This window comes from Glycomyces dulcitolivorans (assembly GCF_003265355.1).
Taxonomy (GTDB): Bacteria; Actinomycetota; Actinomycetes; order Mycobacteriales; family Micromonosporaceae; genus Glycomyces; species Glycomyces dulcitolivorans.
On record NZ_QFRW01000054.1, the window covers coordinates 61,463 to 88,386 of the forward strand.

At 67.6% G+C, this 26,924-nt stretch carries 21 protein-coding genes; 12 read left to right on the forward strand and 9 right to left on the reverse strand.

What is annotated here, in order from left to right; genetic code table 11:
• Nucleotides 1–3: 3 nt before the first annotated feature.
• The 4 genes from DI269_RS03510 to DI269_RS03525 all read right to left on the reverse strand — a co-directional run bounded on the left by DI269_RS03510 (nt 4) and on the right by DI269_RS03525 (nt 10,318).
• Nucleotides 4–2,835: a helicase-related protein gene (locus tag DI269_RS03510; RefSeq protein ID WP_112133742.1), complete on the reverse strand. Its 2,832-nt coding sequence runs from the start codon at nt 2,833–2,835 to the stop codon at nt 4–6.
• Complete coding sequence (locus DI269_RS03515; RefSeq protein WP_112133743.1) at nt 2,832–3,788, reverse strand: serine/threonine-protein kinase; 957 nt, start codon at nt 3,786–3,788, stop codon at nt 2,832–2,834. The genes DI269_RS03510 and DI269_RS03515 overlap by 4 nt, the downstream gene beginning before the upstream one ends.
• A gap of 76 nt (nt 3,789–3,864) precedes the next feature.
• Nucleotides 3,865–4,413 carry a hypothetical protein gene (locus tag DI269_RS03520; RefSeq protein ID WP_198667108.1) on the reverse strand — a complete coding sequence of 183 codons (549 nt, stop codon included), beginning with the start codon at nt 4,411–4,413 and terminating at the stop codon, nt 3,865–3,867.
• A 1,072-nt stretch (nt 4,414–5,485) separates the two neighbouring features.
• Entirely contained in the window at nt 5,486–10,318 is a 4,833-nt protein-coding gene (locus tag DI269_RS03525; protein WP_112133744.1) for a DEAD/DEAH box helicase, read from the reverse strand.
• Between the two features lie 202 nt (nt 10,319–10,520).
• Here DI269_RS03525 and DI269_RS03530 point away from each other — a divergent pair, with 202 nt between their 5' ends.
• From DI269_RS03530 to DI269_RS03550, 6 genes are all read left to right on the forward strand, one after another.
• Nucleotides 10,521–11,489, forward strand: a complete 969-nt coding sequence (locus tag DI269_RS03530) for a DUF4268 domain-containing protein (RefSeq protein WP_112133745.1) — start codon at nt 10,521–10,523, stop codon at nt 11,487–11,489.
• Nucleotides 11,490–11,700: 211 nt separating this feature from the next.
• A complete protein-coding gene (locus DI269_RS03535) occupies nt 11,701–12,156 on the forward strand; it encodes a hypothetical protein (RefSeq protein ID WP_112133746.1) in 456 nt (151 codons plus the stop codon).
• A 346-nt stretch (nt 12,157–12,502) separates the two neighbouring features.
• A complete protein-coding gene (locus DI269_RS03540; protein ID WP_112133747.1) occupies nt 12,503–12,961 on the forward strand; it encodes a hypothetical protein in 459 nt (152 codons plus the stop codon).
• On the forward strand, nt 12,958–14,007 hold the full coding sequence (locus DI269_RS26760; protein ID WP_157974743.1) for a hypothetical protein: 1,050 nt from the start codon (nt 12,958–12,960) through the stop codon (nt 14,005–14,007). Before DI269_RS03540 ends, DI269_RS26760 begins: the two co-directional genes overlap by 4 nt.
• The gene (locus DI269_RS03545) at nt 14,004–14,936 is read left to right on the forward strand and encodes an NAD(P)-dependent oxidoreductase (RefSeq protein ID WP_157974744.1); all 933 of its coding nucleotides are present in this window, start codon (nt 14,004–14,006) and stop codon (nt 14,934–14,936) included. The genes DI269_RS26760 and DI269_RS03545 overlap by 4 nt, the downstream gene beginning before the upstream one ends.
• Nucleotides 14,937–14,946: 10 nt before the next feature.
• On the forward strand, nt 14,947–15,774 hold the full coding sequence (locus DI269_RS03550) for a class I SAM-dependent methyltransferase (protein ID WP_112133749.1): 828 nt from the start codon (nt 14,947–14,949) through the stop codon (nt 15,772–15,774).
• Here the strand turns inward: DI269_RS03550 and DI269_RS03555 are convergent.
• Both DI269_RS03555 and DI269_RS03560 read right to left on the reverse strand, forming a co-directional pair.
• Complete coding sequence (locus DI269_RS03555) at nt 15,738–16,241, reverse strand: ATP-binding protein (RefSeq protein WP_112133750.1); 504 nt, start codon at nt 16,239–16,241, stop codon at nt 15,738–15,740. The two genes, DI269_RS03550 and DI269_RS03555, sit on opposite strands and share 37 nt — an antisense overlap.
• 227 nt (nt 16,242–16,468) lie before the next feature.
• Nucleotides 16,469–16,888, reverse strand: coding sequence for a hypothetical protein (locus DI269_RS03560; protein ID WP_112133751.1), 420 nt, complete (start codon nt 16,886–16,888; stop codon nt 16,469–16,471).
• 252 nt (nt 16,889–17,140) lie between these two features.
• Here DI269_RS03560 and DI269_RS03565 point away from each other — a divergent pair, with 252 nt between their 5' ends.
• Nucleotides 17,141–18,652, forward strand: coding sequence for a glycosyltransferase family 4 protein (locus DI269_RS03565; RefSeq protein WP_198667109.1), 1,512 nt, complete (start codon nt 17,141–17,143; stop codon nt 18,650–18,652).
• Entirely contained in the window at nt 18,649–20,274 is a 1,626-nt protein-coding gene (locus DI269_RS03570) for a glycosyltransferase family protein (RefSeq protein WP_157974745.1), read from the forward strand. The genes DI269_RS03565 and DI269_RS03570 overlap by 4 nt, the downstream gene beginning before the upstream one ends.
• On the opposite strand, the gene DI269_RS03575 is transcribed toward DI269_RS03570, so the two are convergent.
• Nucleotides 20,271–21,185: a LysR family transcriptional regulator gene (locus DI269_RS03575; protein ID WP_112133753.1), complete on the reverse strand. Its 915-nt coding sequence runs from the start codon at nt 21,183–21,185 to the stop codon at nt 20,271–20,273. The genes DI269_RS03570 and DI269_RS03575 overlap by 4 nt on opposite strands.
• 36 nt (nt 21,186–21,221) lie before the next feature.
• On the opposite strand from DI269_RS03575, the gene DI269_RS03580 reads away from it, so the two are divergent.
• Genes DI269_RS03580 through amaB form a run of 3 tightly spaced genes read left to right on the forward strand, consistent with a single transcriptional unit; the run spans nt 21,222 to nt 25,354 of the window.
• Nucleotides 21,222–22,409: an NAD(P)/FAD-dependent oxidoreductase gene (locus tag DI269_RS03580; protein WP_408612260.1), complete on the forward strand. Its 1,188-nt coding sequence runs from the start codon at nt 21,222–21,224 to the stop codon at nt 22,407–22,409.
• A 9-nt stretch (nt 22,410–22,418) separates the two neighbouring features.
• Nucleotides 22,419–23,825: a 2-oxoadipate dioxygenase/decarboxylase gene (gene hglS, locus DI269_RS03585; protein ID WP_112133755.1), complete on the forward strand. Its 1,407-nt coding sequence runs from the start codon at nt 22,419–22,421 to the stop codon at nt 23,823–23,825.
• The gene (amaB, locus tag DI269_RS03590; RefSeq protein WP_112133756.1) at nt 23,822–25,354 is read left to right on the forward strand and encodes an L-piperidine-6-carboxylate dehydrogenase; all 1,533 of its coding nucleotides are present in this window, start codon (nt 23,822–23,824) and stop codon (nt 25,352–25,354) included. Before hglS ends, amaB begins: the two co-directional genes overlap by 4 nt.
• A gap of 49 nt (nt 25,355–25,403) precedes the next feature.
• Here the strand turns inward: amaB and DI269_RS03595 are convergent, their stop codons facing one another.
• Complete coding sequence (locus DI269_RS03595; protein WP_112133757.1) at nt 25,404–25,766, reverse strand: ADP-ribosylation/crystallin J1; 363 nt, start codon at nt 25,764–25,766, stop codon at nt 25,404–25,406.
• A gap of 72 nt (nt 25,767–25,838) precedes the next feature.
• Nucleotides 25,839–26,396, reverse strand: a complete 558-nt coding sequence (locus DI269_RS03600; RefSeq protein WP_112133758.1) for a class I SAM-dependent methyltransferase — start codon at nt 26,394–26,396, stop codon at nt 25,839–25,841.
• Nucleotides 26,397–26,483: 87 nt separating this feature from the next.
• On the opposite strand from DI269_RS03600, the gene DI269_RS03605 reads away from it, so the two are divergent.
• The gene (locus DI269_RS03605; RefSeq protein WP_112133759.1) at nt 26,484–26,924 is read left to right on the forward strand and encodes a MarR family winged helix-turn-helix transcriptional regulator; all 441 of its coding nucleotides are present in this window, start codon (nt 26,484–26,486) and stop codon (nt 26,922–26,924) included.

Sequence of the window (26,924 nt, forward strand, 5' to 3'; positions counted from 1 at the left end):
GGGCTAGGCGGACTGGGCGGGCAGGAGGGCGGCGACCACGCGGAACACGGGTTCGCCCTTGACGTCGAGCGCTTGGAGAGTGCCGCGCTGGGCCTGGGCCGTGTCGCGGGCCTTCTCCTCGTCCCTTTTGCGTCGGGCGATGAGCTCTTCGAGTCCGGCGATGACGCCCGCTTCCCATTGCGTCACCCGGTTCTCCCCCTTGGTGATCTCATCCTTGAGGTCCCGGCGCCAGGCGTCGCGGGCCACGTCGAGGTGGGTGCGGGCGGCTTCGAGGGCTTCGGGCAGGCCGGCTCGGAGCAGGTCGAGGGTCTCGGCGTCGGTGGTGCGGCGGCGGTTCTGGAGACGCTCGTTGACGCCGTGGTTGTGGAGCACGGCGACCAGGTCGTCCGTTTGGAAATGCCCGTGCTCGTCGCGATAGACGGCCATCCACTCGACGACGGCGGACTGGCTGATCGTGTTCGAATACAGCCCTTGGATGCACCAGACGGGCCCGGGGACGTCCGCGTAGACGATGGGGGCCCGGTCGCGGCCCATCGACAGGATGGCCCGGTCGGTGAGCCAGTCGACCACGGGGTGCAGGTCGGAGAGGAAGGACAGGTCGGGCCAGGCTGAGGTGCCCTTGTCCGCGGCGCGGTCGAGGCTGGCCTGGGCGCGTTTCTTGTCGCTGGTAAGGAACATCCGCCTGGTGAGCTCCTGGTCCCTGACGTACCGAGGCGGGAGGATCCGGGTGATGCGCTGGAGGAGGTCGTCGGGGAGGTCGGTGAGGAGCGTGTCGCCGTCGTCGGTGAGGGCGACGCCGAGGTCCTTGCGGACGGCCGGAGTCGCCAGGGCCGCTTGGACGAACGCGGCGGTGTCGCCGAAGAGGCTCGGAAGGGTGGCCCTGGCCGGGGGCGGGGTCTCGGCGACCGGGTTGAAGTCGGCCATGAGCAGGTTCCCGAGGTCGAACGCGGGCGGCGGGGGCGTCTCGACCGCCGTCTCCGGGTCCTGCCGTTCGGCGAGGAGGACGCGGACGAGGCGGTCCTCGTCGACCTCGGCGTTGTTGTGGCCCAGGGCGGCCCCGACCGAACCGAGGGTGGAGACCGCGGATTCCTCCTTGCGCACCAGGGCCTTCGCCACCCGGGACTCGTCGATGTTCGGCGAATCGGCCGAGCGGAGCATGAACGCGGCGAACTCGGGGGAACGGGACTGCCCGTAGCGGTCGATACGGCCGTTGCGCTGCTCGATGCGGATGAGGCTCCACGGCAGGTCCCAGTGGACGAGCTGGTGGCACTGGCGGTGCAGGTTGACGCCCTCGGAGGCGATGTCGCCGGTGACGAGCACCCGCAGGTCCGAGCCGCCCAGGCCGAATGCCTCGACGATCTCGGTGGCCTCCTTGTCGGGGGTGGTGCCGCGCAGGGTCCGCACCTGGCCGGTGTTGGCGTCCTTGTCGAGCCCGGGGTCCATGCCGAAGGCGGCCCGGATCTCGGCCTGGAGCCAGTCGAGGGTCTGGTGGCGTTCGGAGAAGATCACTACGCGCTCGTCGGACTTCTTCCCGATGCCGATGACGCGTAGGTGGTCGAGCAGCGCGGCGAGCTTCGCGGGCGCGGTGACCTTGTCGTTGAGCTCCGCGAGGCGCCGGAGCTTCTGCGTCTCCTCGGGCTTGGCCTTGTTCTGCCTCTCCTTGACGGTGGCGGCCAGCGCGTGCGGGGATGAGAAGAAGGATTTCAGGAGCGTGTAGGAGAACAGGTGGCTGTCCGCCTTGCGGACCTGCTCGGGTTGCAGCCAGGAGGCCGTCAGCTCCGCGAACACGGCTTCTTCGGCTTCGGTGGCGGCGACCTCGATGCCAATGGCGGAACCGCGTTTGGCCCAGGTGGTGCCTGAACGGCGAGAAAGGGCCTGGCTGACTTCCGGGTCGACCTTGGTTCTGCGGATCACCAGGTCCGAGATGGATTCGGGGGTGATGTGGTCGCGGTCGACGATGCGGGTGGGGTCCAGCATGTCGATGAGGTCCGCGAAGGCGCGGTCCTTGCCGGGGTGAGGGGTGGCGGAGGCGAAGACGAGCGCTTCGGTGGTGGTGGCGACGAGGCGCGCGAGCTGCTTGCGGAGGCTGTTGCCGCCGGTGCCGCCGATGAGGTTGTGCGATTCGTCGAAGACGACCGCGTCCCAGGAGACCTTCTCCAGGTGGCGGCGGTAGCGGTCGCTTTTGAGCGTGTCGACGGAGATGATGATGCGCTGGTGGAACTCGAAGGGGTTGCGTCCGGCGGGGAGCTGCTGCTGGACGCGGGCGATGCCGTCAGTGTCCATGCGCAGCAAGGGGATGGAGAAGCGGGTCCAGAGTTCGCGCTGGAACTGGTCGAGGATCTGCTGGGGGACGACGACGAGGATGCGTCCACCGCGGCCGCGCCGGATGAGTTCGGCGAGGAGCAGGCCGATCTCAAGGGTCTTGCCGAGGCCCACGACGTCGGCGATGAGCAGTCGGGGGCGCAGGTTCGACAGGGCCATCTGGGCGGGGCGCTGCTGGTAGTCGAGGGCGTCGAGGAGGAACCGGTCGGCGAGAGCGAGGCCTTTCTCGGAGCGGGGCAGGGGTGCTCGGCGCATGACCGCTTCGAGGTAGAGGCGGGCTTCGGTGAAGTAGGAGGAGTCGTCGTCGGTGAAGCGGGTGTCCTCGGGGCGCAGGACGGTTGGCCGGTCGAGGTCGGTGAGGAAAACGGCAGTCTCGCCTTCGACGAGGGCGCTCGCGCCTGTGCAGGTGAGGGCCAGGCCGTCCCGTTTGGTCTCCTCGACGTCAGTGACCAGCCAGTCCTCGTCGCGGACGCGGACGATGGAACCGGTGGCGTAGCTCTGGTCGGTGCTCAAACGAGGTCCTTGGTCTTGGAGTAAAGGTCCTGGAGGTACGCGGCCGCGGCCTTGGCGTTGGGTACGGACGGGGCGACGCGGCGGGCGCCGCTTCTTTCACGCTGCACGCCGCTGGAAAGTTCCGCTTCCATGTCGGCGATCGAGTGGCCGAGGGTACGGCCCTGGCCGGCGAGGACGGCGAAGCGCTTGGCACAGACGGACGCGTCGGGGCGTTTGGCCGGGTCCTGGCTCAGGAGCGCGCGCAGGACAGCCGCGAGGGGTTCGGTGACGCCGTTGAGGCTCAGGAACTCGGTGGTCTTGGTGGGGGGCACGCCGGTGGCGGCGTACGTGAGGATCGCGCCGAGGCTGTAGAGGTCGGCGCGGTAGAAGCTCGACCTGTCGCCCTGGGCGTACTCGGGGGCCTGCCATTGGGGGGTGCCGACGACGATCCTGGAGGCGGTACGGTCGGTGGCGGGGGCGTCGTCGGCGCTGGAGGCGAGGCCGAAGTCGATGAGGACTGGGTCGCCGGAGTCGCGGATCATGATGTTGGCCGGTTTGAGGTCGCGGTGGGCGATCCCGTTGCGGTGCAGGCCTGCGAGACCGTCGGCGAGGCGCATACCGACGGTGGCGGTGACGCGTTCGGAGAGCGCCCCGAAGCGCTCGATGCGCTGGCGCAGGTTCATCCCTGGGAGGTACTCCATGGCGATCCATGGCGGGGTGTCGGTGAGGTCGGCGTCGTAGTACTTGGCGACGGCGTCCCCGAAGTCGCCGCGCAGGACGGCGACCTCGCGGGTGAAGCGCCACTGCTCGGCGTCGTCGGTGTTGAGGGTCTTGACGGCGACCTGCTCGCCGTCAGGGCCTTGGCCCAGGTAGACGCGGCCCATGGCGCCCGCGCCGAGCGCGCGCAGGAGGGTGTATCGGCCGAGCACGGGCGGCAGGCCCGCAGGAAGGCCTCCGTCGAAGTCATCGGGCATGGGTGAGGTCCTTCTGGTTCGAGTGCTCTAGAGCTTAGTCAAGAGACGGTTCTTCGGCGGTCCCGACGCCGGAACCTCAGTCGGTGTCCGGTCCGGCGGGGCGCTGACGTTGCACGGGTCGTGTGAACGGCTCGGCCAAGCTGTCGAACCACACGAGGAAGTCGGCTGTCGTGCCGATCTGCTTGATGCGCTGATGGAGCGCGATCGCGTCATGGCCGGAGAGGAACTTGCCGGTCGAGAGCTGGGCGCCGCAGCCGCAGCGGCATCCGCGGGTGCCGACGGGCGAGTCGAAGTAGCGGGTCGGGCCGTAGGACTCGACCGGTACCGGCTTGCCGACGTACTGGTCGTACACGGCGTCGCCGGAGTGGAGGATGTTCCCCTGGATGGCGCGCCTGTCGGGAGCCGTCGTGACCAGCCGGTCGATCTCGATCGCCATGCGAACAACGCCGCCGTGGCCGACCAGGGCGAACAGTTCGTTGTCCGCCTTGTCGCCGAGTTTCCAGCTTCCTCGGGCCGCTTCGTAGAGTTCCCGGTCGCTCATGCCCTCGCGGTAGCCGGTGCGGGTCCTGCCGAGTTCGTCGGGTTCGTCGAGTTCTCGCTCGGGGCCGATGGTGACGATGAGCATTGCGTCTCCTGAGGGGTGAGGCGCCCTTGGGGCGGTGCGGAACTCGGTGTCTACGGGGCGGCCGCGTTCACGAGGGGTGATGATTACGTCACGATATGCCCTGGTCCGCTCGCCGCCCGATATCAGCCTTACCGAACACCGGGCCGCGATTCACGGCCCGGTGTTCGCCTTTCTCGATCAGTGGTTCAGAGATCGTCGCCTGTGGCGTCGATTGTGTTGCTTTCTCCAGGCCGAGGCTGAACGTCGAGGCCGATCTCGGTTGGGGGCACTACTCGGAGAGGTCCCCTCTGGGGCGGCCGCGCATTCCCTTGGCGAACTCGTTCTTCAACCAGGGATCGTTTTCCGGGTCGGTCGTGGTCCGACGCGCCCGGATCGGCCCCTCGGTGCGACGATGACTGCGGGGTTCAGGCTCGGTCACAGCCAGAGACGGAGCGGGTCGCGCGCGCTTCGTACCCGAGCGACCGCTCTTGCCGAGATTCGACGTCGGCTGGCGAACACTCACCCGGACTACAGCCCGCAACTGTTCGGCGCAAGCTGAGCAGTAGCCGGCCCGTCCTGCTCTGGCTCGCTTCTTGCAGCGCTCACAGCGCGTTGCGGCCAGCACCCGTTCCGTACAAACCGAGCAATAGATGCCCTGTCCCGCTCTCGCGCGCTTCTTACAGCGTTCGCAGACTTGCGTTCCAGCGGACCGATACGGACTTCGACGAGTTGCGGGAGAACCGCCGGCTTTCGGTGCGGAACTGTTCGCGCACGGACGGCACCGGTCACTTCCTGAAGCCGCGGTCCTGCCACAGACCTTGCAGGGCGTCCGCACCCGATCCCGGGTGACTTCAGCCCGCGGGAGTCTCCATCCGCACCGAGGGCAGGTGACCCGCGACCACGATCGGACTTGAGCTCGGCACTTGGCGCAGCGCCGTAGGTTCGGACTCGAGGCAGGCTGCTGCCCCTTCGGCATTGACTGGGACATGAGGGGTTCCAATCGATGGGAGCCATTCAACGTATCACGGACAACTGCTCGGGGTGGTACAGCGAAAGCAATGGTCGTGCTCTTTAGTCGCACATCGGATTCGGGTCATTGATCCGTCAGGATGTCCAAGGGCGGGAGGGCGTCCACGATCGCCATGGTCTCCATGCTCACGGTCACGACGCGTTTGAGCAGGTCGATGATGTATCGCGGATCGTCGGACCAGTCGTTGGGGTCGTTGACTATGCCGCTGGCCTTGTCGGTCCGAACGTAGTAGCGGTCCATGATCCACTCGACGGCCGAGCGGGATCCGATCTGGTAGCGGTAGGCGGCTTCCGGGATGTCGGCGAGCGTGACGTGGGAGTTATAAACGACCCGGGTGCGGTCCTGCCTCGACGCGAATCTCATCTTGCGGTCAACCCGATAGAGATCCGCAGGGTTGGCCGTCTTGGTTTCGCCAACGATCTCTCGGATGCCGGAGTACGGTTCGACCGCCTCGTAGGCGAGGTGCAGCCGCATGAGCTGGCTGCCCGAACGGACGAATTCGTGGAACTGCGCGACTTTGGGAATGCGAGGAAGCGACTTTCGCAGGTCCGCTTCGAACTCAGACCGGTACATGGGCGAGTGCAGGATGCCGTAGACGTAGTGGAAGATGTCGTCCTTCGAGATCGAGCCGTCTCGGTAGGTCCTCCGGTAGTCCCTGAGCGCAGTGTCCGTGATGTTGTCTTCTCGTGTGTACCGGGGAGACTCCTGGTCGAACAGCGTTCCGCCGATCGCGTTCTCGTGATAGGTGAAACGCGGGAAGAACTGTCCGCCGCTGCCCGCTCCGGTCACATGCAGGTTGGGTACGGCATCGCTCGCCAGGACCGAGAACGGCACTGCGGACCCTGCGCCGACTGTATAGAAGCCAACGTTGCCAAGGCCTGGGTCGGGAAACAAACGTTCCAGCTGATAGACGCGGTCGCTCGTGTCAGCGCTGAGGTAAACATGCTGCTTGGCAAACGGACGGTAAGTCCCCTTGAACACACGCTGGCTGTCAGCTCGAAGTCGTACTCCTCGAAGCAGTCGGCTCCGGTCGGATACATTCCAGCTGAATCGGTTACCCCCAGCCGTCGAAAGCTTGCTCGCGGGGTCGAGGGTTGCACTCCCGGATTCACTGTCCTCGTTGATTGGCGCCCGACGGTTCACTCGACTGTTGTAGAAATCGACCATCGATAGCATATTGCCCATCAAAGCGTCATTTGAGAAGTTGTACGCCCAAGCGTCTCGTCCTGTCTTGAGCCCGCTCGTATGCGTCTCGAAGATTGGTGCCACGGCCCCCTGACTCTTGCCGCCCATCGCGCGGAAGCCCTGAAATCGCTTGTCTCTTACGTTGATCCAGTCGCCTTCAGCTCCCGGGTCGAGCTGCTGCCAGCCGAGGGCGTCCAAGCCTTTCGCCTTGATGAGGTCGGTTCCGTTCGCCACTATCTCCAACTTGCGTTTCCGGTCGTGGTAGTCGCCGATGTCTCGGTAGAAGAGACGGCACGCTTCGCCTTCAGCCGCGTTGCCGCCTTTGACGAGCAGAAGCACCGCGATCCCTGCCCGACTGCTCGACCCGAAGATCTTGCCGCCCTCCTTCTTCGATGTCTCGCCAGCGGTCCGTTGATTGCCTCGGAGGTTGAAGCAGTAGATCGCGTCGAACTCCTCGGTGAGTGTGAGGCGCAGGCCAGCGGCGGTGTTCCCGTCGATGAACCCGCTGTTCAGGACGAGGCAGATCACGCCGTCGTTCTCGATCCGGTCACTCGCCCAGCGCAGCGCCCGCACGTACGAGTCATAGAGTGAGTTCTTGTTGACGGCGGTTGACTTAGCTGCATATGTTTCGCGGATGCGCTGGTCAAGCCCGGGGTACTTCAGGTTCTGGTTGCCATCGTTCTGGCTGTTCTGGCCGACGGAGTACGGCGGGTTGCCAGTGATGACGATGATGCGGACGCTCTGCTGCCGCACCGCGCGCTCGGTATTGCCGCCGAGCACGCCGTCCGAAGCCTCCGGTCGGCCCTCGTAGAGCTGGAAGGTGTCGGTCAGAACCATGCCGTTGAACGGCCGGTACTCCGCTTCCCGAGACCTGCTGTGGAACGCCTCCTCGACGTTGATGGCGGCGATGTAGTACGCGAGCAGGACGATCTCGTTGGCGTGCAGTTCACTGCCGTACTTTCGCGCGAGGTCCTCAGTGCGGATGAGCCCTGATTGGAGAAGCCTGACGAGGAAGGAGCCGGTGCCTGCGAACGGGTCGATCACCTGGACCCCTTCGTCGCTCAGCGAAGCGCCGAGGAACTTCCGCAGGGCTTGGTCGGTGAGATGGAGAATGAAGTCGACGACCTCGACCGGCGTGTAGACAATGCCGAGGCGATCGGACACTTCCGGCATGGCGTTCTTGAAGAACTGCTCGTAGAGCTCCAGGAGAATCTTCTGACGCCCCACGGGGTTGTTGATGCCCTCGATGCTGACCCGAACCTGCTCGTAGAAGCGTTTGAGGGTGTCACGCTCAGTGTCCAGAGCCTGGTCGTCCAAGGCTTCGAGCACGGTCTCCATGGCCTCGGAGACAGGGTTGTGCGCGGCGAACCGGTACTGCTCGAAGAGTGCGTCGAACACGGGCTTCGTGATGAGATGCTGCGCAAGCACCTCGATCGCGTCCTCCTCGGTGACGGAGGGGTTGAGGTTCGAACGCAAAGCTGCGACGAACGTGTTGAACACGATTCGCTTGCCCGGAAATTCAAGTGCGTTTCTTATACGGGACATGTGGCCGCCCGCAATGGCCGCTATCTTCTTGGCCCACTCCTTCCAATAGACCCGTGTGCCGACTTTCTGCACAATCCGTGCGTAGATGGCATCACGCCACTCATCCACCGATGCCATGCCGCTGCGAGCGGCCTGCACAAGGCTGCCAAGGTCGCTCGGGTCGTCGTCGGCGGCGATGTGCCCGGCCAGGATCCGTTCGGAGCGGGACTTGTTGAGCCCGATGCGGTTGACTTCGGCGTTGAACCGGTCGTCATGGGAGCGGAGGGCGTTGAGGACCTGCCATACGGCCCTGTAGCGCTCGTTGTCATCGAGCGCCTCGTTCGGGGGCACGCCTTCCGGTACGGCGACCGGCAGGATGATGTAGCCGTACTCCTTTCCGTGAGCCCGACGCATTACACGGCCCACGGCCTGGATGATGTCGATGACCGAGTTGCGCGGGTGCAGGAACAGCACCGCGTCGAGTGCCGGCACGTCCACGCCCTCGGACAGACATCTGGCATTAGAGAGGATCCTGGCGGCTCCCTCACCAGGGTCGGACTTCAGCCACTCGAGCGCTCCGCCGCGCTCCAGCGCGTTCATCGTGCCGTCGACGTGCTCCACTTCGCAGCGGAGGCTCTCCTCGGAGGCCCCTCCGAGCCGCTCGGTCACCTGTGAGAACACCTCGGCCAGGTGCTTCGACGCGGCTATGTTCCGCGCGAAGGCGACTGCCCGTCGCATGGGCGCCTCATCTGCGCGGAACCCGCTCTCCGCGATCGAGGGTCCGAGGCGCTTGCGCAGTCCGTTCCAGACGCCGATGAGCTTGGCGGCGTCGGCGACGTTGAGCTCCATGTTGTCGTCGGCGAGTTCAACCTGCAAGGTCTTGGCCGCGTAGCCTGCGTCTACGCTCAGCACCAGGACCTTGTAGTCCGCGAGCAGCCCGGCCCCGACCGCCTCTCCGAAACCCAGCTTGTGGAACTCGGGCCCGAACCTCGCCTCGTCGTCCATCGAGCAGAGCTCGACGCTCGCCCGCTGGGCGTCCGCTTTGGCGGGCTCGGTGAAGATCCGCGGCGTCGCGGTCATGTACAGGCGCCGCTCGGCAGCGATGTACTGCGAGTCGTGGATCCGGGTGAAGTTGGACTCGTCCCGCCCGGCGAGCATTGCGCCGGTGGTGCGATGCGCCTCGTCGCAGATGACGAGATCGAAGGCGTCCAGACCCAAAGCCTGAGCATCGGCGATGACGGGCAGGGACTGGTATGTGCAGAAGACCGCGGTCATTCCAGGCCCATAGTCGCCACCGCGGATCCGATCGGCGAGTTTTACCGCGTCCGTGGTGGCGGGCAAGGCGAGGTCGTGAACCGCCTGGTCCCCTGAATCGGACTGCTTGGGCTGCTTCGAGACTTTCGAGTCTGAGCAAACCGCGAAGGGCCGCAGGGCGGCCTCTGCCTCGGAGACCCATTCGCGCATGGTCTGGGCCAGGAGGGCGATCGACGGCACCAGGACCAGCACGCTGATGGGATCTTCATGTGCGGAGGCGAGCCGTTCGGCGATCTTGAGCGAGGTCAGGGTCTTGCCGGTGCCGCAGGCCATGGTCAAACGGCCACGGTCGTGCGTCTCGAACCCAGCGAGCACGGCTTCGATCGCTTCATCTTGGTGCGGCATGGGCGCCTTCTTGGCGCGCAGATAGCGCGGCCCGAGACGCTCACCTGCGACCCACGCGTGCTCGGAGGCGACCTCGCTCCAATCGATCGGGCTCGTGTCGAGCTGGGACATACCGACCCTGGTCACCTCGACCTGCTGGCCCGCGAGGGCGGCCTCAGCGTTCGGGCCCCATTTGTCGGTACTGGAAACGATGATCCGCCGGTTGATGCCCTTCTTGCCCGAGGCCGTGAAGAAGGAGTCGAGGTCGGCTTTGCGGATCACCTTGTCCGGCTCGTAGAACTTGCACTGAATCGCGCAGAATTCTTCGGATCCGGCCTCTCGCGCTACGAGATCGATACCGGTGTCGGTGGCGTTGTCTTCGGCGAGAGGGGAGTCGGCCCACATCCACACCTCGGAGAACTGCTGCCGCCATTGCGGATCGGTACGGAAGAAGGCGAGCATGAGCTGCTCGAAACGTTTCCCGCGTTCCGCGTTGGTCTGCGACGCAACTCGAATGTGGTCGAGGATTTCCCGAACGCTTCCGGTCATGACGCTGCCTCCCTTGGGAAGGAACGGCGTCAGACTTACCCCCCACTTTGCGTAACGCCCTCACTACATGAAGGACGTTAGCGTATCCGCACTCTCTGTACAACCCTCAGAACAAGACTGAGCAGACGGACGGTGTGTGGATTCCAGAGCAGCCTCCCTGGCGGGCCGTGTCGAGTTCCGTGGGCGAGGCTAATCTGGATCGATGAACGGCGATCCCCTCGTCGCCCGCCTTGAAGCGGTCGATCTGCGCGAAATCTGGCACCACGAGGCTCATCACTTCACTCCTTGGCTATTGAACAACGCCGATGCACTGGCCGAGGCGCTCGGCATGGAGTTGGAACTCGAGCAGGCAGAGCACCCAGTCGGTGACTTCTCGCTCGATCTCATCGGCACTGATGCCGCCACCGGAGATCGAGTCATCATCGAGAACCAGCTCGCCGACACCGACCACGGCCACCTCGGCCAGCTACTGACCTACGCTGCGGGGACCGATGCGGCGGCCGTCGTCTGGATCGCGCGGAACTTCCGCGAGGAGCACCGCAGGGCACTCGACTGGCTCAACGAGCGAACCGACTCCGACACCCGGTTCTTCGGCGTCGCCGTCCGTGTCTGGCGCATCGGGGACTCGGCTCCCGCGCTGCAGTTCAACGTGGTCGCGGCCCCGAATGACTGGGGCAAACGTGTCCGGTCGACCGCTGCGGCCCAGCAGCGCGGCGAGGGCAAGCGACCGCTCTACCTCGAGTTCTGGGAACAGCTGACCAATGCGATCAGCCAGCGTGGTCATGGATGGTGCCGTCCCGGTCGTAGGAACTCGGTCAACTGGATCGACTTCTCGACCGGGGCGCCTCGTGGAACGCAATACGGGATGAGTTTCACCCGGGACTCACTGCGCTCCGAGCTCTACCTGCACAACCGGGAGCAGATCGAGCCGTCAACGAGCTTCGAGCGCTTCCTCGAGCGCCGGGAAGCGCTGGAGACCCACTACGGTAGTTCGCTCGAGTTCGAGGCGCTCGAGGGCAGGAAGGCGAGCAGAATCGCCGACTACCGACCTGGTTCAATCGAGGACACTGACGCCTGGCCGGAGTTCATCGACTGGTTCATCGATGCGCAGAGGCGGCTCCGAGCCGCAGTCGAGACCGTCGGGAAAGCATCAACACCGTCCGGCGATTGACCCGAGAAGAGCCGTCTTTCACCAGTTCATCCAGGTTTGAGGCCATCGGACACCGCCCTAACCTGCGGGTATAGGTTCCCATACGCTTCGATGATCGCTGTAAGGCGGCAGGACCCGGCCGTTCGGTCCGGGCCTTTCGAGTGTTGCGATCGTCTTGATTGGCGGGCCCTGCGGGTGCGGGTTCGGCTTGTGGGCCGGATACGGTTCATGGATGGCCTACAGCTATTTCTCCCTGGACGACGCTACGGCCACCCTCCGGTCGGCGCTCGCGCATTCGCAGCGGCTTCCGGCGTTGTCGGCGCTGCTCGACGGTGATCTGCTCTGGGACCGGTCGGCGCAGCAGCTCGTGATCATGGTCGATTCGTGGATCGAGGGCATCGGGTACGGGCGTCGGATGCACACGTGTGTGGCTCGCCGCGTCATCGAGGACAGCGATATCGCACGCGGTTTCTCCAACGGAGCCAAGACCGCCGGTCCCGAACTCGTGGCCGCGGCGGCCGACGAGGTGCTCGACATCATCGCCGCCGGCATCTCCGGAGTCGACGGCTCCGCAGTGTCGGCCGCGACCACCGCAGCCCTCTATGGCGGCCTGGCGGAGTCCCCGACTCGGAAGCTGATGTTCACGGCGCTGCGGGAACGGCAGCTCGCGCGCACGACCCAACTGTGAGCAGCGGGCTGAAGACGCTGTGACGAGCCACCGCAGTGGCCGGCGTCCCGAAGCCATTCGCCGGTCCCTGGAGTCCTCCACGCTGTCGGTCGTTCGTGGGATGGCGTGGAGATGAAGAGCTGCAATAACATTGCCTCATTACGCATAGCATCTGCATCGCTACGAGGATGTCTGGCGGGAGAACGGAACCGCCACTGTCGCGTATCCGACACTTGAGCGGCACGTATGGGACCTTGAGGACAGTTCGCGAGCTGTGAAAATATCCGTAAGGGCAGACACCTCTCAACTGTCCTGGAAAGTGGCACCGATGGCTGGCCCGAACGGCGGCAGACGGTCGCGGAAACCCGTGTCGACTGAACACGCCGACGAATGGATCGAGAATCAGATTGCGCGCCATCGACGCAAAGCGCGGCGCGTCTACCGGACCGGCCTGGGCCTGCGCTGCATAATGCTCCTGTTCGCGCTGGTGGCGGTCCTTCCGGATTCAAGCCTCATCAAGTTCTCCGAGTACGCGGGGGCATACGGTGCGAGTGTCACGATTGCAGGCCTACTCGGAGCATTGATGATAGTGGTGATCAAGTCGCTGAAGATATCAGAGACACTCGATCATCTCCACGGTTCGATCGAATATCTCCAGGAACGGGAGACTTCTCTGCTCGGCAGTGATTCACTGACGAAGGAATTGGCCCGAATGGAGATCTCCAGAGAGCTCGGTGCGCGGGAGGCCGTGCACCGACGCGGTGTTCTCGAACGGCTCGACGGCATCGTCGACGGCTGGCGCGACCCGGGAGGTGCAAACGAATGACGGCACTCGGGTGCATCGGCATCATCGGTGAAGCGGCCTGGAATCCGCTCGTCGCTCAGGCGCAGCACCTCACCGACGGGGACGTCCTTCCGCTGCCGAAAGGAAGTCTCGTCTGCTGCAAGCCGGACAAGTACCTTTCATCGCTGACGCAGGTCAGGGAGCTCATCAGGGCGAATCCGCGATACCGGTTCATTCTGACCATCGGGAGCTTCAATTCGATCCCCCGACCCGAGTTCTTCGATCTGTACTGCGAGTTCGCCATGTCCGGGCACCGGGGCCCTGGGGAGATCCTGTTCTGCGCGCAGACCTTCTCTGCGAGCGGAGGGACACTGCGCATACTGCCCGTCGCCGACTATCTGCCTTTCACGATCGGCAACCTCGCGAGCCTGGAGGTCATGCCCACACCGTTCGGACCCGTGGAGAACTCCGATCTCTGGTACAGCAGAAGCAATGTGAACTACGTCGACCCGTACGACCGATTCGACGCCATGACGCGGGGCTCGGAAATGGGTTTCTGGTACTCGCCTGAGGGGTTCATGTATCTGGCGCACCAAGCGCTCTGCAACCGGGTTTACCGGACCAGGTCCCGACGCATCGTCGGATTCTCCTTGAGGGACCTCAAATCCGATGAGTTCGTGAAGCTGCTGTTCGTGTTCGAGATTCTGGGAATCGATGTCCGGATGATCTACGAGGACGATTTCTCCCAGTTCACCGAAGACAGCGGCCTCTCCGGTTTCAGGATCTTCTCCAGAGCGGGCGGCTACTCGTTCCTCAAGATAGGCGACGAACTCTGCTACAGCGACAACGCCGCAGTCGCCGACTCGATCACCGAGGGCCAGGCGGAGCTGCTCGGGCTGCTGTGCGTACACGACTCGGTCGAGTCGTTCATGGTGCGGTTCCAGCAGGTCATTCCCAAGCCGGACAAGAGCACATGGCGACGCAGGGCGCTCAAGGCAAAACGCCTCATCGAACGGTTCAATCCATACCCGCTCACCATGAAGCACGCCGTTCTCGACGAGTTCGTATCGCAATGGAGATCCATATGAAGTCAGTGAAGATCCTGGGCAGGACGAACCTGCGACCGCGGCAGATCGAGAGACTGGCGGCGATATGCGACCTAGAGGTGTTCGAATCGAATGTGTTGAATCGATCCATCGACGAGGTGATCCGGCGCGCGGACAACGCGGAGATCGCATTGATCAACGCGTTCACGCCGATCGACAGGAGGGCCGTAGGGTCGCTTCCCGCGCTGCGCGCAGTCGTCTCGTGTTCGGCCGGCATCGATCACGTGGACCTGTCGGCCTGTGGTGAGGCGGGCATCAGAGTCTTCTGGTTTCCCGGATACTCGGCCCGGACGCTGGCGGAGAAGACGTTGGCGTTCATCCTCATGGGGTTGAACCGGATACTCCCGGCCGTGCAGAGCGTGCGGACCGGGGAGTGGGACTATCTCGCGTTCCAGGGCCGGGAGGCTCCGCGACGGGTAGTCGCGGTCCTGGGCTACGGCGCGACGGGCAGGATCGTCCGCGAGTTGTGCGAGTCTTTGGGGTTCCTGGTCGAGACCGTCAACTCCCGTACTCCGTCCGACGACATCCGTCGCATCCTCAAGCAAGCGGACATCGTCACCCTCCATCTGTCGTTGAACCAGAAGACCGAGCGCTACCTGCGGAAGGAGACGCTCCGGATGCTCAAGGACGATGTGATCATCGTGAACACCGCCCGCGGGGGCCTGATCCACGATCGCGATCTGGTCGACTTCTTGCGCGGGCACCCGCAGGCGACGGCGTTCCTCGACGTCCTCGCAACCGAGCCGATGCCCACGAACAGCGATTATCGAGACGTCTCGAACGCCGTGGTAACGCCGCACATCGGCTGGAATTCCGTCGAGTCCGACGCCCGTCTCGCGGACCAGACCATGCAGAAGCTGATCGACCTCATCGAGCAACCTGTGCCCGCGTCACGTGGCACCGCGAAATAGGAGCGGCCCCTTGTCGGCAACCCCCTTCTACGACGAAGAGGAGTCCGAGTTCTACGGCATGTGCGTCGAAGACCTGATCCGGCGGAGACAACGTTCTCATGGGAGCGCTTTCGGAATGGTGGAGCTGGGGGTGGGTACCGCGAAGACGATCTGCGGCGTGCTCCGCCGCGTCGGAGCCTCGATCCATGTGCACGGATTCGAGATCGACGAGTCCTCGTTTCGCAGTGCCCGCTCCAACATCCGGGATCACGCACTGGAGGATCGCTACCGGCTCACGCACGGAGACTTCTTCGAAGCCATGGCAGACCTCCCTGCACGCGGCTGCCTCATCAGCAATCCACCGTATCTGCCGTCGCCCGACCCCCAGATCCGACTACCTCATCTCTGGGGCGGCGAACACGGCGACCACATCAGCCGCCGCGCGATCGCATTGGGCTTTCCGCATGTGCTCCTGATGCTCTCGTCGTTCGCGAATCCGCTGGGACTCCTCCGATGGGCCCGGGCACACGACTATTCGCTGGTCCATTGGGTCGCTCGACCGATCGAGTTCGGCGACTATTCAAGTGAGCCGAAAGTGCGCAGGCACATCGACGAACTGGCGGCCGCAGGTAGGTCGTTCGTGACCGAGGACTCCTATCTGCTGGTCGGCGCGACCTGGAGCAAGGAGGGCCCCTCCGCCGACCGCTCGGCCGAACTGGCACGGCTCATCCGCGGCCACTCGGTGCCGAGGCACTCGGGGAGTGCTCCATCGGCCCGGCTCACGCGTGAGGGAATTTCAGCCGCGGTGATATCGGACCGGCGTCAGGACTCCCCCATGGTCGCGACCGACAGCGAATGAGGAAGGTGGAGTTCCGCCCAGACGACCCGTCCGCCCGATCCCGGGAGGTAGTAGTCCCAGGCCTTGCTGACCGCGCCGACGGCGAGAACCTCCGTCAGTTCGTTCTCGTCGGACTGGGACTCGGGGATCACCGGCGGCTCGGCGAGGTCGTCCCAGACCTCGACCAGCAGGCTCCGCTGTTCCATGCGCATCCTGAGCACGATCATCCCCACTCGGCGACCGTGGAAGTCGACGAAGGTCTGCAACCGCCGGGACGACTCCGGTTGCGCTCCGACCGCGTGCGCCACCAGCTCCGAAGCGACCAGCTGTGCGTTCTCCATCAATTGCGGAGGCCGGCTGAGATCCCAGGCGCCGAGGACACTGCGCACCAGCTCGCGGGCGGAACCGACCGATCCGGGCAATGCAGCCAGCCTCAGTTCGCCGATGAGCTCGGAAACACCTGACGCCTGGTCGGCGGCTGTTGCCATGCTTTCCCTCAATCGCTGTAGGCGGTAAGGTTCATTGTCAACCTTTGACGAGCGCTCAGCAAGCGTAACCTGACAATGCGTTGTGTTGTGTTTCAGCATCACTTCGATCGACTTGCATCACAGTGATATCCGTCAATAGGATGCATTCGGGATCGGGCCTGCAGACAGGCAGTCCACGGTCGGTCCACCTCCGTCCCGGTTCATTTCCGCCCGTGTCGCGGCGCGCGTTATGCCCGCCTGGTGGTCTTGAGGGCTGCTTCGTATTGGGGGCGGTCGAATTCGAAGGGGCCGAGATCGGTGAGGTCCCAGGCGGGGCGGTGCTCGTTCTTGAAGTCGCTCCAGGTCACGGTGGTGGGCGTGAGGTCGACTCGGGCGAGGAGGGGCCAGCAGCCCCAGTCGCCGCAGTCGCAGCCGAGGAGGACGGTGTCGCCGTCGAGGGTGAGCACGGGCTCGCCGAGGAAGTGGCGGCTGGGCCAGCGGACGGGGCCGAGGTTGGTGAGGCCGGCGTAGGCGCCGGCGAGGTCCTCTTGGCGGTCGGCTCTGGCGGAGCGGAGTTCGGCGCGGCGGGCGTGTTCTTGGAGCGGGACGCCGTCGACCTTGATCTCCAGGACTTCGTTCGTCGCAACGGTGAATTCGATGCGGTTCATGCCTGCATCGTAGGGGCCGGGGGCTTGTCGGGGCGGCGGGTTTTGTCGGGCTTCTAGGGCGGATGCTTTTATTCTGGTGACTTGAGTCACTTTAGTTGTAGGTTTTCGCGTTTTCCTTCGTGTGTTCTTTAGCGACACCTCAGCAGCCCAATCCAAATCGGATCTTCCCTCCCGGGACGGAGTCTGCTCGGTTCGCACTGTCCACATAGGTCTATGACCTGATCCCCTGACCACTGAAAGCAGTCCTCCGCGATGACTCACACCTCCGCCCGCCAGCGCGTCGTCATGCTGGTGCACAACGGCGTCCACGGCGACTCGCGCGTCCAGAAGCAGGCCCGGTCGGCCGCCGAGGCCGGGTGGGACGTGCTCCTGCTCGGCCGCGCTCCGGGGAAGGAGGAGGTGTCGTGGCGGCTCGGCGGGGCCGAGGCGCGGTTGCTGCCGTTCAAGCACGTGAGCACCCGCGCGCATGAAGTGCGGTCGCCGCGGCTGTTCGCGCCGCTCGCGTATCGGTTCCCGGCCATGGGAAAGCAGCGGTTGCAGTTGGCGCGGACCTGGCGGGCGCAGATCGGCGAGATCATGGCGCGGCAGGCCGCCGAGGGTTCGGACGGGGCGTTGCAGAAAGCCGCGCTGCTGCCGCGGCGGGTCGCGGTCAAGGTGGCGGGCAAGTGGATCGGGCTGCGGGCGAACAGCACGAGGAAGGTGGCCGGGCGGCGGGCGCAGATGACGTCGCCGTTGGATCGATTCACGACCGCGTTCTGGCTCAAGACGATGGGCGACCGGGCATGGCGGAGGCTGGACCCGTCGCTGTGGGACATCGAGATCGCGTTCCGGGCGGCGATCGACGAGTTCGAGCCGGATCTCATCCACGCCAACGACTTCCAGATGCTCGGCGTCGGCGCCAGAGCGAAGCTGCGGGCCCGCGTGAAGGGCCGCGAGGTGAAGCTGGTGTGGGACGCGCACGAGTTCCTGCCGGGCATCCGGCCCTGGAATCCGCACCCGCGTTGGCATCCGGCGCAGCTGGCGCACGAGTCGGAGTACGGGCCGTACGCCGACGCCGTGGTCACGGTCTCTGAGACGCTGGCCGATCTGCTGCGGGAGCGTCATGGATTGACGGAGACCCCGCAGGTGGTGATGAACACGCCCGAGGTCGATGAAGTGCACGACGGGGCGGCGCCGCCGAGCCTGCGCGAGCAGTGCGGGATCGGGGCCGACACGCCGCTCATGGTGTACAGCGGCGCGGCCGCGCCGCAGCGGGGCCTGGCCGACATGGTGCGGGCGCTGCCGCTGCTCGACGGCGTCCACTGCGCGTTCGTGGTGGGGAAGCCGCAGTCGGCGTTCATGTCGGAACTGCGCGCGCTCGCGGCGGAGCTCGGCGTGGCCGGGCGGGTGCACGTGCTGCCGTACGTCGAGTACTGGCAGGTGGTGCCGTACCTGGCGCAGGCCGACGTCGGCCTGATCCCCATCCACCACTTCCCGAACCACGAGCTGGCGCTGATCACGAAGTTCTTCGAGTACGCGCACGCGCGGCTGCCGATCGTCGTCTCCGACGTCGAGACCATGAGCGCGGTCGTGCGCCGCACCGGGCAGGGCGAGGTGTGCCGGGCCGAGGACCCGCGGGACCTGGCGCGCGCGGTCGCGGCCGTGCTCGCCGACCCCAAGGCGTACCGAAAGGCCTACGAGGACGGCGAACTGCTCGACCAGTGGACGTGGGCGAGCCAGGCCGAGAACCTGCACGCGGTCTACCGCGGGCTGCTCGCCCGGTGAGCGTGCGGTCGCGGGTCCGGCAGGCGCTGCCGGGACGCCGGCCGGTCGGTCCGCTCGTCGACGAGGCCGGGCGCGACACGCGGGCGGCGCGGGAGCGGTTCGGCCTGCCGGCGGCGGGGCTGCTGGTCATGGTTCTCGGGGATCCCGGGGTCGAGGAGCTGCGGGTCCTGTGGCCGGCGCTCGGCGACGGTGCGGCGGTGGTCGCGTGCGCCGATCCGGTTCGGGCCGAGGCGATCCGGGCGGCGGCGCGGGAGCACGGGGCGGCGGCGCATCCGGTCGCGGCCGGGGACGACCTGGCCGGGCTGCTGTGCGCGGCCGACGTCGGGCTGGTGCTGACCGCGCCGCCCGAGCGGTTGCTGCCGCAGGAGTTGTTCGCGTGCTTGGACGTCCGGCTGCCGTTCGCGGCGGCCGGGAACCGGGCGGTGCGGCGGTTCGCGAAGAAGTGGGGCGTGGGTCGGGCGTTCGACGAGGGCGATTCGGAGTCGCTCGGCGAGGCGCTGCGCCGGGCCGCGGGGATCACGCGGGGGTTCGCCGCCGCGGCCGCCGACTACCGCTTGGATTGGGAGACCTGCTGGCCGACACCGGATTCGCGTCCGGTGCGGCTCGGCATGGGGACCGCGAACTCGGCCGGGCAGCTGGCGCAGCTCGCGCGGGCCGTGACCCGCGCGAGGCAGGACGTCGGGGCGGAGGTGGTCATGACCGATCCCGGTGCGGTGCTGCGGTATCCGGCGGACGTGCACCTGGATCCGAAGCGGCAGGCCGATCTCGACGTGCAGCTCGACCAGGCGCGGCGGGTCTTGGGCTCGTACACCCATCTCATCGCCGACGGCTCGCGGGCGATGCTCGGCTGGATGAACGGGACCGACCTGGCCGGGGATCTGCCGGCGCTGCGGCGCGCGAGCGTCAAGGTGGCGCTGCTGGCGCACGGCAGCGAGGTCCGCGACCCCGACCGGCACCTGCGCGAGTACGAGCACTCGCACTACCGGCACGCCCCGGCCGACGTCCTGGAGACGTTGCGGCGCAAGTCCCTCCGGAACCGGCGGACCGCCCTGGAGTCGGGCCTGCCGCTGTTCGTCACCACGCCCGACCTGCTCGACGACCTGCCGGGCGCGGTCTGGCTGCCGCTCACCGTGGACGCCGACCACTGGTACTGCGACCGGCCGGTCTTCGAGCGGCCCCGCCCGGTCGTCGTCCACGCCCCGTCCAAGCGCTGGACCAAGGGCTCGGCCGACATCGTCCCGGTCCTCGAAGACCTCGACCGGGCCGGGCTGATCGAGTTCCGCATGGTCGAGGGCGTGCCGAGCCACCGGATGCGGGAGTTCGTGCACGAGGCCGACCTGGTGGTCGAGCAGATCGGCATCGGCGCGTACAGCGCGTTCGCGTGCGAGGCGATGGCCGCGGGAAAGCCGGTTCTGGCCCGGCTCGACCCGCGCAACGTCGAGCGGATGGGGACCGAGCCGCCGGTCGTGGACATCACGCCCGGCAGCCTGCGCGAGCGCGTGGAGGAGCTGGTCAAGGACCGTGAGGCCGCGCGGCGGCTGGGCTTCGCGTCGCTGCGGTACGCGCGGCGGGTTCACGACGGGCGCATGGCCGCGGAGGTCCTGTCGGGGTTCCTGACCTAATCCGTGGTGCGGTAGGGGTTCATGGCTTCTCGGAGGGCGTCGAGGAGGAGGCGGCGGGACGGCTGGGCGGCGTGGCCGGAGCGGGCGAAGAGGACGATGCTGCGGCGGTCGGCGCCGTCCAGGTCGATCAGGCGGAGCCCGTCGGGGCGCATCCGGAGCATCATGCGGGTCGCCGGGGTCGCGCCGAGGCCGGCGGCGGCCATCGCGAGGCAGGCGCCGGTCTCGGTGACCTCGTGCAGGACGTGCGGCTCGAATCCGGCCCGGCGGCACATCGCGCGGGACGCGGCGCCGAAGCGGGTGGCCGCTGGCGCGAGGATCCAGTCCGCTTCCGCCAAGTCGGACAAGGGAACCCGGGTGCCGAGGTCGGAGTGGTCGGCGACGGCGACCGCGAGGGGTTCGGTCACCAGGACGATCCGCTCGACGCCGGCGGCCGCCGCGGGCGGGGCCGAGGAGTAGTCGACCGCCAGGGCGAGGTCGACCGAGGCGCGCCGGACCGCCTCGGCGGAGGCGTCCACGTCGAGTTCCACTGAGCGGACCCGGATCCAAGGGGCTTCCTGCTGGAGGATCGCCAGGGCCGGGCCGAGGGCGACGGCGGCGGGGCTGCCGAAGACGCCCAGGCGGATGTCGAGCCGGGCCTGGCCGGGCCGCCAGTCGCCCTCCATGGCGGCGACGGCCTCGGATTCGGTGATGAGGATGCGCTCGGCGTAGGCGAGGAAGCGGGTACCGCGCTCGGTCAGGCGCAGGCCGCGCCCGACGCGCTCGAACAGGGGGTGCCCGAGCTCGCGCTCCAGGGCCGCGATCTGCTGCGACACGGCGCCGGTGGTGTAGCCGAGGGCGGTCGCGGCGCTGGTCATGGCCCCGGAGCGGGCCGTCTCGACGAAGGCGCGCAGGCGCACGAAACCGAGGTCCATGCAGGGATGCTAAACGAGATCGTGCAGAACCGTTCGATGGACCTAAAGAGTCCGGGTCGGGATACTGGGGCCGTGAGGGAGAGTCTTGGTGCGGTGCCTGCGGACGCCGAGGTGGTCGTCGTCGGCGGCGGTGTGGTGGGGCTGAGCGTCGCGTTCCACCTGGCCGAGGCAGGCGTGCGCAGGGTCGTCGTGGTCGAGCGCGACCTGGTCGGGCGCGGGTCGTCGGCGAAACCGGTCGGCGGGGTGCGCGCCACGTTCTCCGATCCGGGGAACATCCTGCTGGGGCAGCGGAGCCTGGAGGCGTTCGAGCGGTTCGGCCCCGGGATCGGGTTGCGCCAGGTCGGGTACCTGTTCCTTTGCCGCAGTGAGGAGGAGGTCGCCGAGGTCGAGCGGTCGACGCGGCTGCAACGGCGTCTCGGCGGGTCGGGGCGGATGGTCTCGGCGGCCGAGGCGGTCGGCCTCAACCCTTATCTGAACGGGGACGCGCTGCTCGCGGCGTCCTTCTCCCCCAGGGACGGCCACGCCGAGCCGGCCCTGGTGGTCGCGACCTACCGGGCCATGGCCGAGGAACTCGGAGTCGTGGTCTGCGAGGGGACCGAGGTGGTCGGGATCGACCTCGCGGGCGCGGATATCGAAGCGGTGCAGACGGATCGCGGGACGGTCCGCACGCAGCGGGTGGTGTGCGCGGCCGGGGCCTGGTCGGCGCGGATCGGCGACATGGCCGGCGTCCCGCTCCCGGTGGAGCCGGTGCGGCGCCAGATCGGGATCACGCCGCCGGAGGCGAAGCCGCCGACCGTGCCGTTCACCCTGGACCTGTCGACCACGCTGTACTTTCACAACTGCGGCGACGGGCTGCTGCTGGGGATCTCGAACCCGGAGCAGGAGCCCGGCTTCGGGCGGGAGTATTCGGCGGAGTGGCGGCCCGCCTTCGACAAGGCCGCGCAGGTCGTGGCACCATCGCTGGTCGGGCGGGAGCTCGCGTCGGGTTGGGCGGGGCTGTACGAGAACACGCCCGACCACAACGCGCTCATCGGCGTCTCGCGCCAGGTGCATGGATTCGCTTACGCGACAGGGTTCTCCGGGCACGGCTTCCTCCAGGCGCCGGCCGTCGGCGAGGTCGTGCGGGACCTGTACCTGGGCCGCGAGCCGTTCATGGACCCGTCGCCATTCCACGCCGACCGGTTCGCGGCCGCCGCGCCGGTGCGCGAGCGGCACATCATCTAAGGAGCACACATGATTCCGACCTGGCAGCTGCGGGCCCGGTTCGCGATCCGCCTGGCCGAGATGTACGGCACGGAGGTCCCCGCGTATCACACCCTTGTGGACGTATGCCGCGAGGTGAACGACGAGGCCGCGCGCGCCCGCGGCGAGGACGGCGAGCGGCTCGGGAGCATCGAGCGGGTGACCGCGGAGCGCCACGGCGCCATCAGGGTCGGCTCGCCGCGCGAGATGGCGGAGGTCGCGCGGGTCTTCGCGGCGTTCGGGATGCTCCCGGTCGGCTTCTACGACCTGCGGGACGCCTCGGCGTCCTCGGTCCCGGTGGTGTCCACGGCGTTCCGGCCGATCGACGCCGCCGAACTCGCGAGGAATCCGTTCCGGGTCTTCACCTCGATGCTCGTCACCGAGGACCGCCGGTTCTTCGACGCCGAGACGCAAGAACGGTTGGAGGCGTTCGTGGCCGGGCGGGAGCTGTTCGGGGCGGAGCTGCTGGCGCTGGCCGATCGCGCTGCGGCGCAGGAGGGTCTGGGCGAGGACGACGCGGAGCGGCTGCTCGCGCTCGCCACGGACGCGTTCCGGCTCACCACCGAGCCGATCGAACGCGACTGGTACGACCGGCTGGAGCGGATCTCGGCGGTCGCGGCCGACATCGGCGGCGTCCCGGCCACGCACATCAACCACCTGACGCCGCGCGTGCTCGACATCGACGAGCTGTACGTGCGGATGCAGGCGCGCGGCATCACGATGATCAGCGAGATCCAGGGCCCGCCGGACTGGGAGGGCCCTGACGTGCTGCTGCGCCAGACCTCGTTCAAGGCCCTGGCCGAGGAGCGGGTCTTCCGGCACGCCGACGGGAGCATCCACAAGGGATCACTGCGGGTTCGGTTCGGGGAGGTCGAGCAGCGCGGGATCGCCTTGACCCGCAAGGGCCGCGACGTGTACGACCGGCTCGTCGCCGAAGCGGACCGGCGCCTTGCCGAGACTCCGGGGGCGAAGCGGCAGGACGTCGCACGGGACGTGTGGCGGGAGGGCCTGCCGGCCACCGAGCGGGAGCTGGACCTGGAGGGCCTGGGGTTCTTCACCTACCGGGTCGCCGGCCCGGCGCCTGACACCGACCGGGCCGAGCTGCGCGACCTCGTCGCATCTGGGGTCCTGGTGGCCGAGCCGATCGTGTACGAGGACTTCCTGCCCAGGTCGGCGGCGGGGATCTTCCAGTCGAATCTCTCCGACGAGGGCACGCGCGACGACGCCCAGACCGGCGCCGACTACGATCTGGGCCGGCTCGCCGAACTCGTGGGGGCCGAGATCCACGACCCGTTCGACCTCTACGCGGCCCAGCGGGACGCGTCGCTGCGGGAGGCCGGGCACGAACTCGGCGTGCGCATCGACGAGACCACCGACGCAACCAGGAGCAACCGATGACCAATCCCACCACCGCGCCGCCCGCCCCCGGGGCGACCGCCGACGCGGTCCGCAAGGCGCTCACGGCACTCGGCGTCGACGTGCTCGACGGCCCGCACGAGGCGCGCTCGCCGATCACCGGCGAGGTGCTCGCGCGCACGGCCGAGCACACCGAGACCGATGTGGACACTGCGGTCGCGGCGGCGCACGAGGCGTTCCTGACCTGGCGCGACGTCCCGGCCCCGGTGCGCGGCAACCTGGTCAAGCGCTGGGGGCAGCTGTTCACCGAGCACAAGGCCGAGCTGGCGCTCCTGGTCACGGCCGAGGCCGGGAAGATCGAGTCCGAGGCGCTCGGCGAGGTCCAGGAGATGATCGACATCTGCGACCTCGCGGTCGGCCAGTCCCGGCAGCTCTTCGGCCGGACCCTGCCGTCCGAGCGGCCCGGCCACCGGCTCGCCGAGACCTGGCACCCGCTCGGCGTCGTCGGCGTGATCTCGGCGTTCAATTTCCCGGTCGCGGTGTACGCGTGGAACACCGCGCTCGCCCTGGTCTGCGGCGACGCGGTGGTGTGGAAGCCCGCCGAGGCGACGTACCTGTCGGCGATCGGCGCGAACGCGCTGCTGGCGCAGGCGGTCCGGGACGTCGGCGCGCCCGAGGGGATCCACCAGCTGGTCCTCGCGGACCGTGCCGTGGGCGAGGCCCTTGTGGACGATCCGCGGGTGGCCCTGGTGTCCGCCACGGGCTCGGTGCGCATGGGCCGCGAGGTCGCCCCGCGCGTGGCCGCCCGCTTCGGCCGCGTGCTCCTCGAACTGGGCGGCAACAACGCCGCGATCGTCGCGCCTTCGGCCGATCTCGATCTCGCCTTGCGCGGCATCGTGTTCTCGGCGGCGGGCACGGCCGGGCAGCGCTGCACCACCTTGCGGCGCCTCATCGTCCACACCTCGGTCGCCGACGAACTCACCGGCCGCATCGCGGCCGCTTACGGCACCTTGACGATCGGCGACCCCAGTGCGGAGGGGACCCTGGTCGGGCCGCTGATCAACCGTACGAGTTTCGAAGCCCAGCAGCGGGCCCTGACGCGGGCCGCCGCGGAGGGCGGCGAGGTCGTTGCGGGCGGCGCGCGCGTCCTGGCCGACGAGGCGCCCGACGCGTTCTATGTGCAGCCCGCCGTGGTCCGGATGCCGGACCAGTCCGGCGTGGTCCAGGAGGAGACGTTCGCGCCGATCCTCTACGTCCTCGCCTACGACGACCTCGACGAGGCGATCGCCCTCCAGAACGGTGTCCCCCAAGGGCTCTCGTCCTCGATCTTCACGCAGGACCAGGCCGAGGCCGAGCGCTTCCTCTCCGCGAGCGGCTCCGACTGCGGCATCGCCAACGTCAACATCGGCACCTCCGGCGCCGAGATCGGCGGCGCCTTCGGCGGAGAGAAGGAGACCGGCGGCGGCCGCGAATCCGGCACCGACGCCTGGCAGGCCTACATGCGCCGCGCCACCAACACCGTCAACTACTCCGGCCAGCTCCCCCTCGCCCAGGGCGTGAAATTCCTCTAGCCGCGCAAACGCAAGGGGCCCAGACCAGATGGTCTGGGCCCCTTCGCGTTCAGGCCGCGTTCGCGCGGAACTCGGATACGACCTCGATCTTGCCGACGATGTGGCGGTTGAACTCGTCGAGTTCCTCGGCGGGGACCCAGAGTTCGAGGATGGTGCGGCCGCCGGCCTGCTGGACCGGGTAGCGCTCGGCGAAGTCCCGGTCGACCTCGAAGCGGGTCACGTAGCCGACGCCGTCGCGCGGGGCGTTCCAGTCGCGCGCGATCTTCACCGCGTAGTCCTCGTTGAGGACCGGGTAGAAGATCGGCTGGTCGGGCAGGCGCGGCGGCCAGGCCTTCCAACCGGATGCGCGGACGAGTTCGAGCTCGGCGGGGCCGCAGGGGCGCCACAGGGTCAGCGTCTTCGAGTCGGTCATCGCGCGGTTCCGTTCGTGTGCAGGTCAAATGACTGTGGCACACCCTCGGTGCCCGCTGCACCTGGTTTGCGGTCAGGGCTTGGCGGCTTCGAGGCGGGTCGTCTTCATGAAGAGGGTCCACGGGGAGCGGAAGGGGGTGCGGCGCGGAGTGGTGAGGGTGTTGAAGGCTTCGAATGGGGCCCTTGGGAAGTCGTAGTTGAGGAGGCGGCCGCCGGGGCGGAGGGCGCGGGTGATCTCGGCGGCGCCGGCGGCGGGGTCGGACCAGTGGTGGGAGCTGTAGGTGGTGACGACGAGGTCGAAGGCGGCGTCGTCGAAGGGGAGGGCGGCGACGTCGGCGGCGCGGAGGTCGGGCGCGGCGGGGAGGTCGGCGAGGTTGCGCTCGGCGTGGGCGATCATGTCGGCCGAGAGGTCGACGCCGGCGAGGCGGAGGTCGGGGCGGAGTTCGGCGAGGTTGCGCAGGAGCAGGCCCGGGCCGGTGCCGACGTCGAGGACCGCGGCGCCGTCCGGGGCGGCGGCCGCGATGTCGGCGGCGATGCGGCGGTACTGGGCCTTCGCGAAGAGGCGCGCCAGGCGGTTGTAGGTGCGGCTGTGGCGGCCCTCGATGGCGCCGTGGTGGTGCTGGTGCGGCATGACTCGACTCCAATAGTTGTACTCTACAACTTTCTGGTGAGTCTACGATACATAGTTGCAAGACACAACTCTGAGATCGGGGCGAGGATGGGACACGGCGCGGAGCACCTGCACCACCTGCTGATGGACGTCGTGCGGACCGCCGAGTTCGCGCTCATGGAGCACGTGGTGCCCGGCCGGGCGCTGTCGATGTCGCAGCTGCTCGCGCTCCACGAGCTCGACCACCGCGACGGGATGTCGCAGCGCGAGCTCGCCGAGCGCCTCGGCCTGGAGAAGAGCAGCGTCAGCCGCCTGGTCGCCGACCTCGAATCGGAGGGGCTGCTGACGCGCGAGCGCGACCCGGACAACCGGCGCCTCTACCGCCTGGAGATCACCGCCGCCGGCAGGCGGCTCCACCGGGGCGCGGCCGACGTCCTGCACGGGCGGTACGAGACGTGGGCCGGGGCGATGACGGCGAAGGAGCGCGAGGGCCTGGCGCTCGGGCTGCCGGCGCTGCTGCGCGTCATGCGCGGCGGCCGGGCGGGGTGA

Bases quoted from the DNA above. Each gene is read 5' to 3' on its own strand.
- DI269_RS03595 (WP_112133757.1), bottom strand. From the start codon at position 25,766: ATGACCGACTCGAAGACGCTGACCCTGTGGCGCCCCTGCGGCCCCGCC.
- DI269_RS03555 (WP_112133750.1), bottom strand. From the start codon at position 16,241: ATGGCAACAGCCGCCGACCAGGCGTCAGGTGTTTCCGAGCTCATCGGC.
- DI269_RS03575 (WP_112133753.1), bottom strand. From the start codon at position 21,185: ATGGACCTCGGTTTCGTGCGCCTGCGCGCCTTCGTCGAGACGGCCCGC.
- DI269_RS03560 (WP_112133751.1), bottom strand. From the start codon at position 16,888: ATGAACCGCATCGAATTCACCGTTGCGACGAACGAAGTCCTGGAGATC.
- DI269_RS03530 (WP_112133745.1), top strand. From the start codon at position 10,521: ATGAACGGCGATCCCCTCGTCGCCCGCCTTGAAGCGGTCGATCTGCGC.
- DI269_RS03580 (WP_408612260.1), top strand. From the start codon at position 21,222: ATGGACCTAAAGAGTCCGGGTCGGGATACTGGGGCCGTGAGGGAGAGT.
- DI269_RS03525 (WP_112133744.1), bottom strand. From the start codon at position 10,318: ATGACCGGAAGCGTTCGGGAAATCCTCGACCACATTCGAGTTGCGTCG.
- DI269_RS03515 (WP_112133743.1), bottom strand. From the start codon at position 3,788: ATGCCCGATGACTTCGACGGAGGCCTTCCTGCGGGCCTGCCGCCCGTG.
- DI269_RS03600 (WP_112133758.1), bottom strand. From the start codon at position 26,396: ATGCCGCACCAGCACCACCACGGCGCCATCGAGGGCCGCCACAGCCGC.
- DI269_RS03520 (WP_198667108.1), bottom strand. From the start codon at position 4,413: ATGCTCATCGTCACCATCGGCCCCGAGCGAGAACTCGACGAACCCGAC.
- amaB (WP_112133756.1), top strand. From the start codon at position 23,822: ATGACCAATCCCACCACCGCGCCGCCCGCCCCCGGGGCGACCGCCGAC.
- DI269_RS03605 (WP_112133759.1), top strand. From the start codon at position 26,484: ATGGGACACGGCGCGGAGCACCTGCACCACCTGCTGATGGACGTCGTG.
- DI269_RS03565 (WP_198667109.1), top strand. From the start codon at position 17,141: ATGACTCACACCTCCGCCCGCCAGCGCGTCGTCATGCTGGTGCACAAC.
- DI269_RS03535 (WP_112133746.1), top strand. From the start codon at position 11,701: ATGGCCTACAGCTATTTCTCCCTGGACGACGCTACGGCCACCCTCCGG.
- hglS (WP_112133755.1), top strand. From the start codon at position 22,419: ATGATTCCGACCTGGCAGCTGCGGGCCCGGTTCGCGATCCGCCTGGCC.
- DI269_RS03545 (WP_157974744.1), top strand. From the start codon at position 14,004: ATGAAGTCAGTGAAGATCCTGGGCAGGACGAACCTGCGACCGCGGCAG.
- DI269_RS26760 (WP_157974743.1), top strand. From the start codon at position 12,958: ATGACGGCACTCGGGTGCATCGGCATCATCGGTGAAGCGGCCTGGAAT.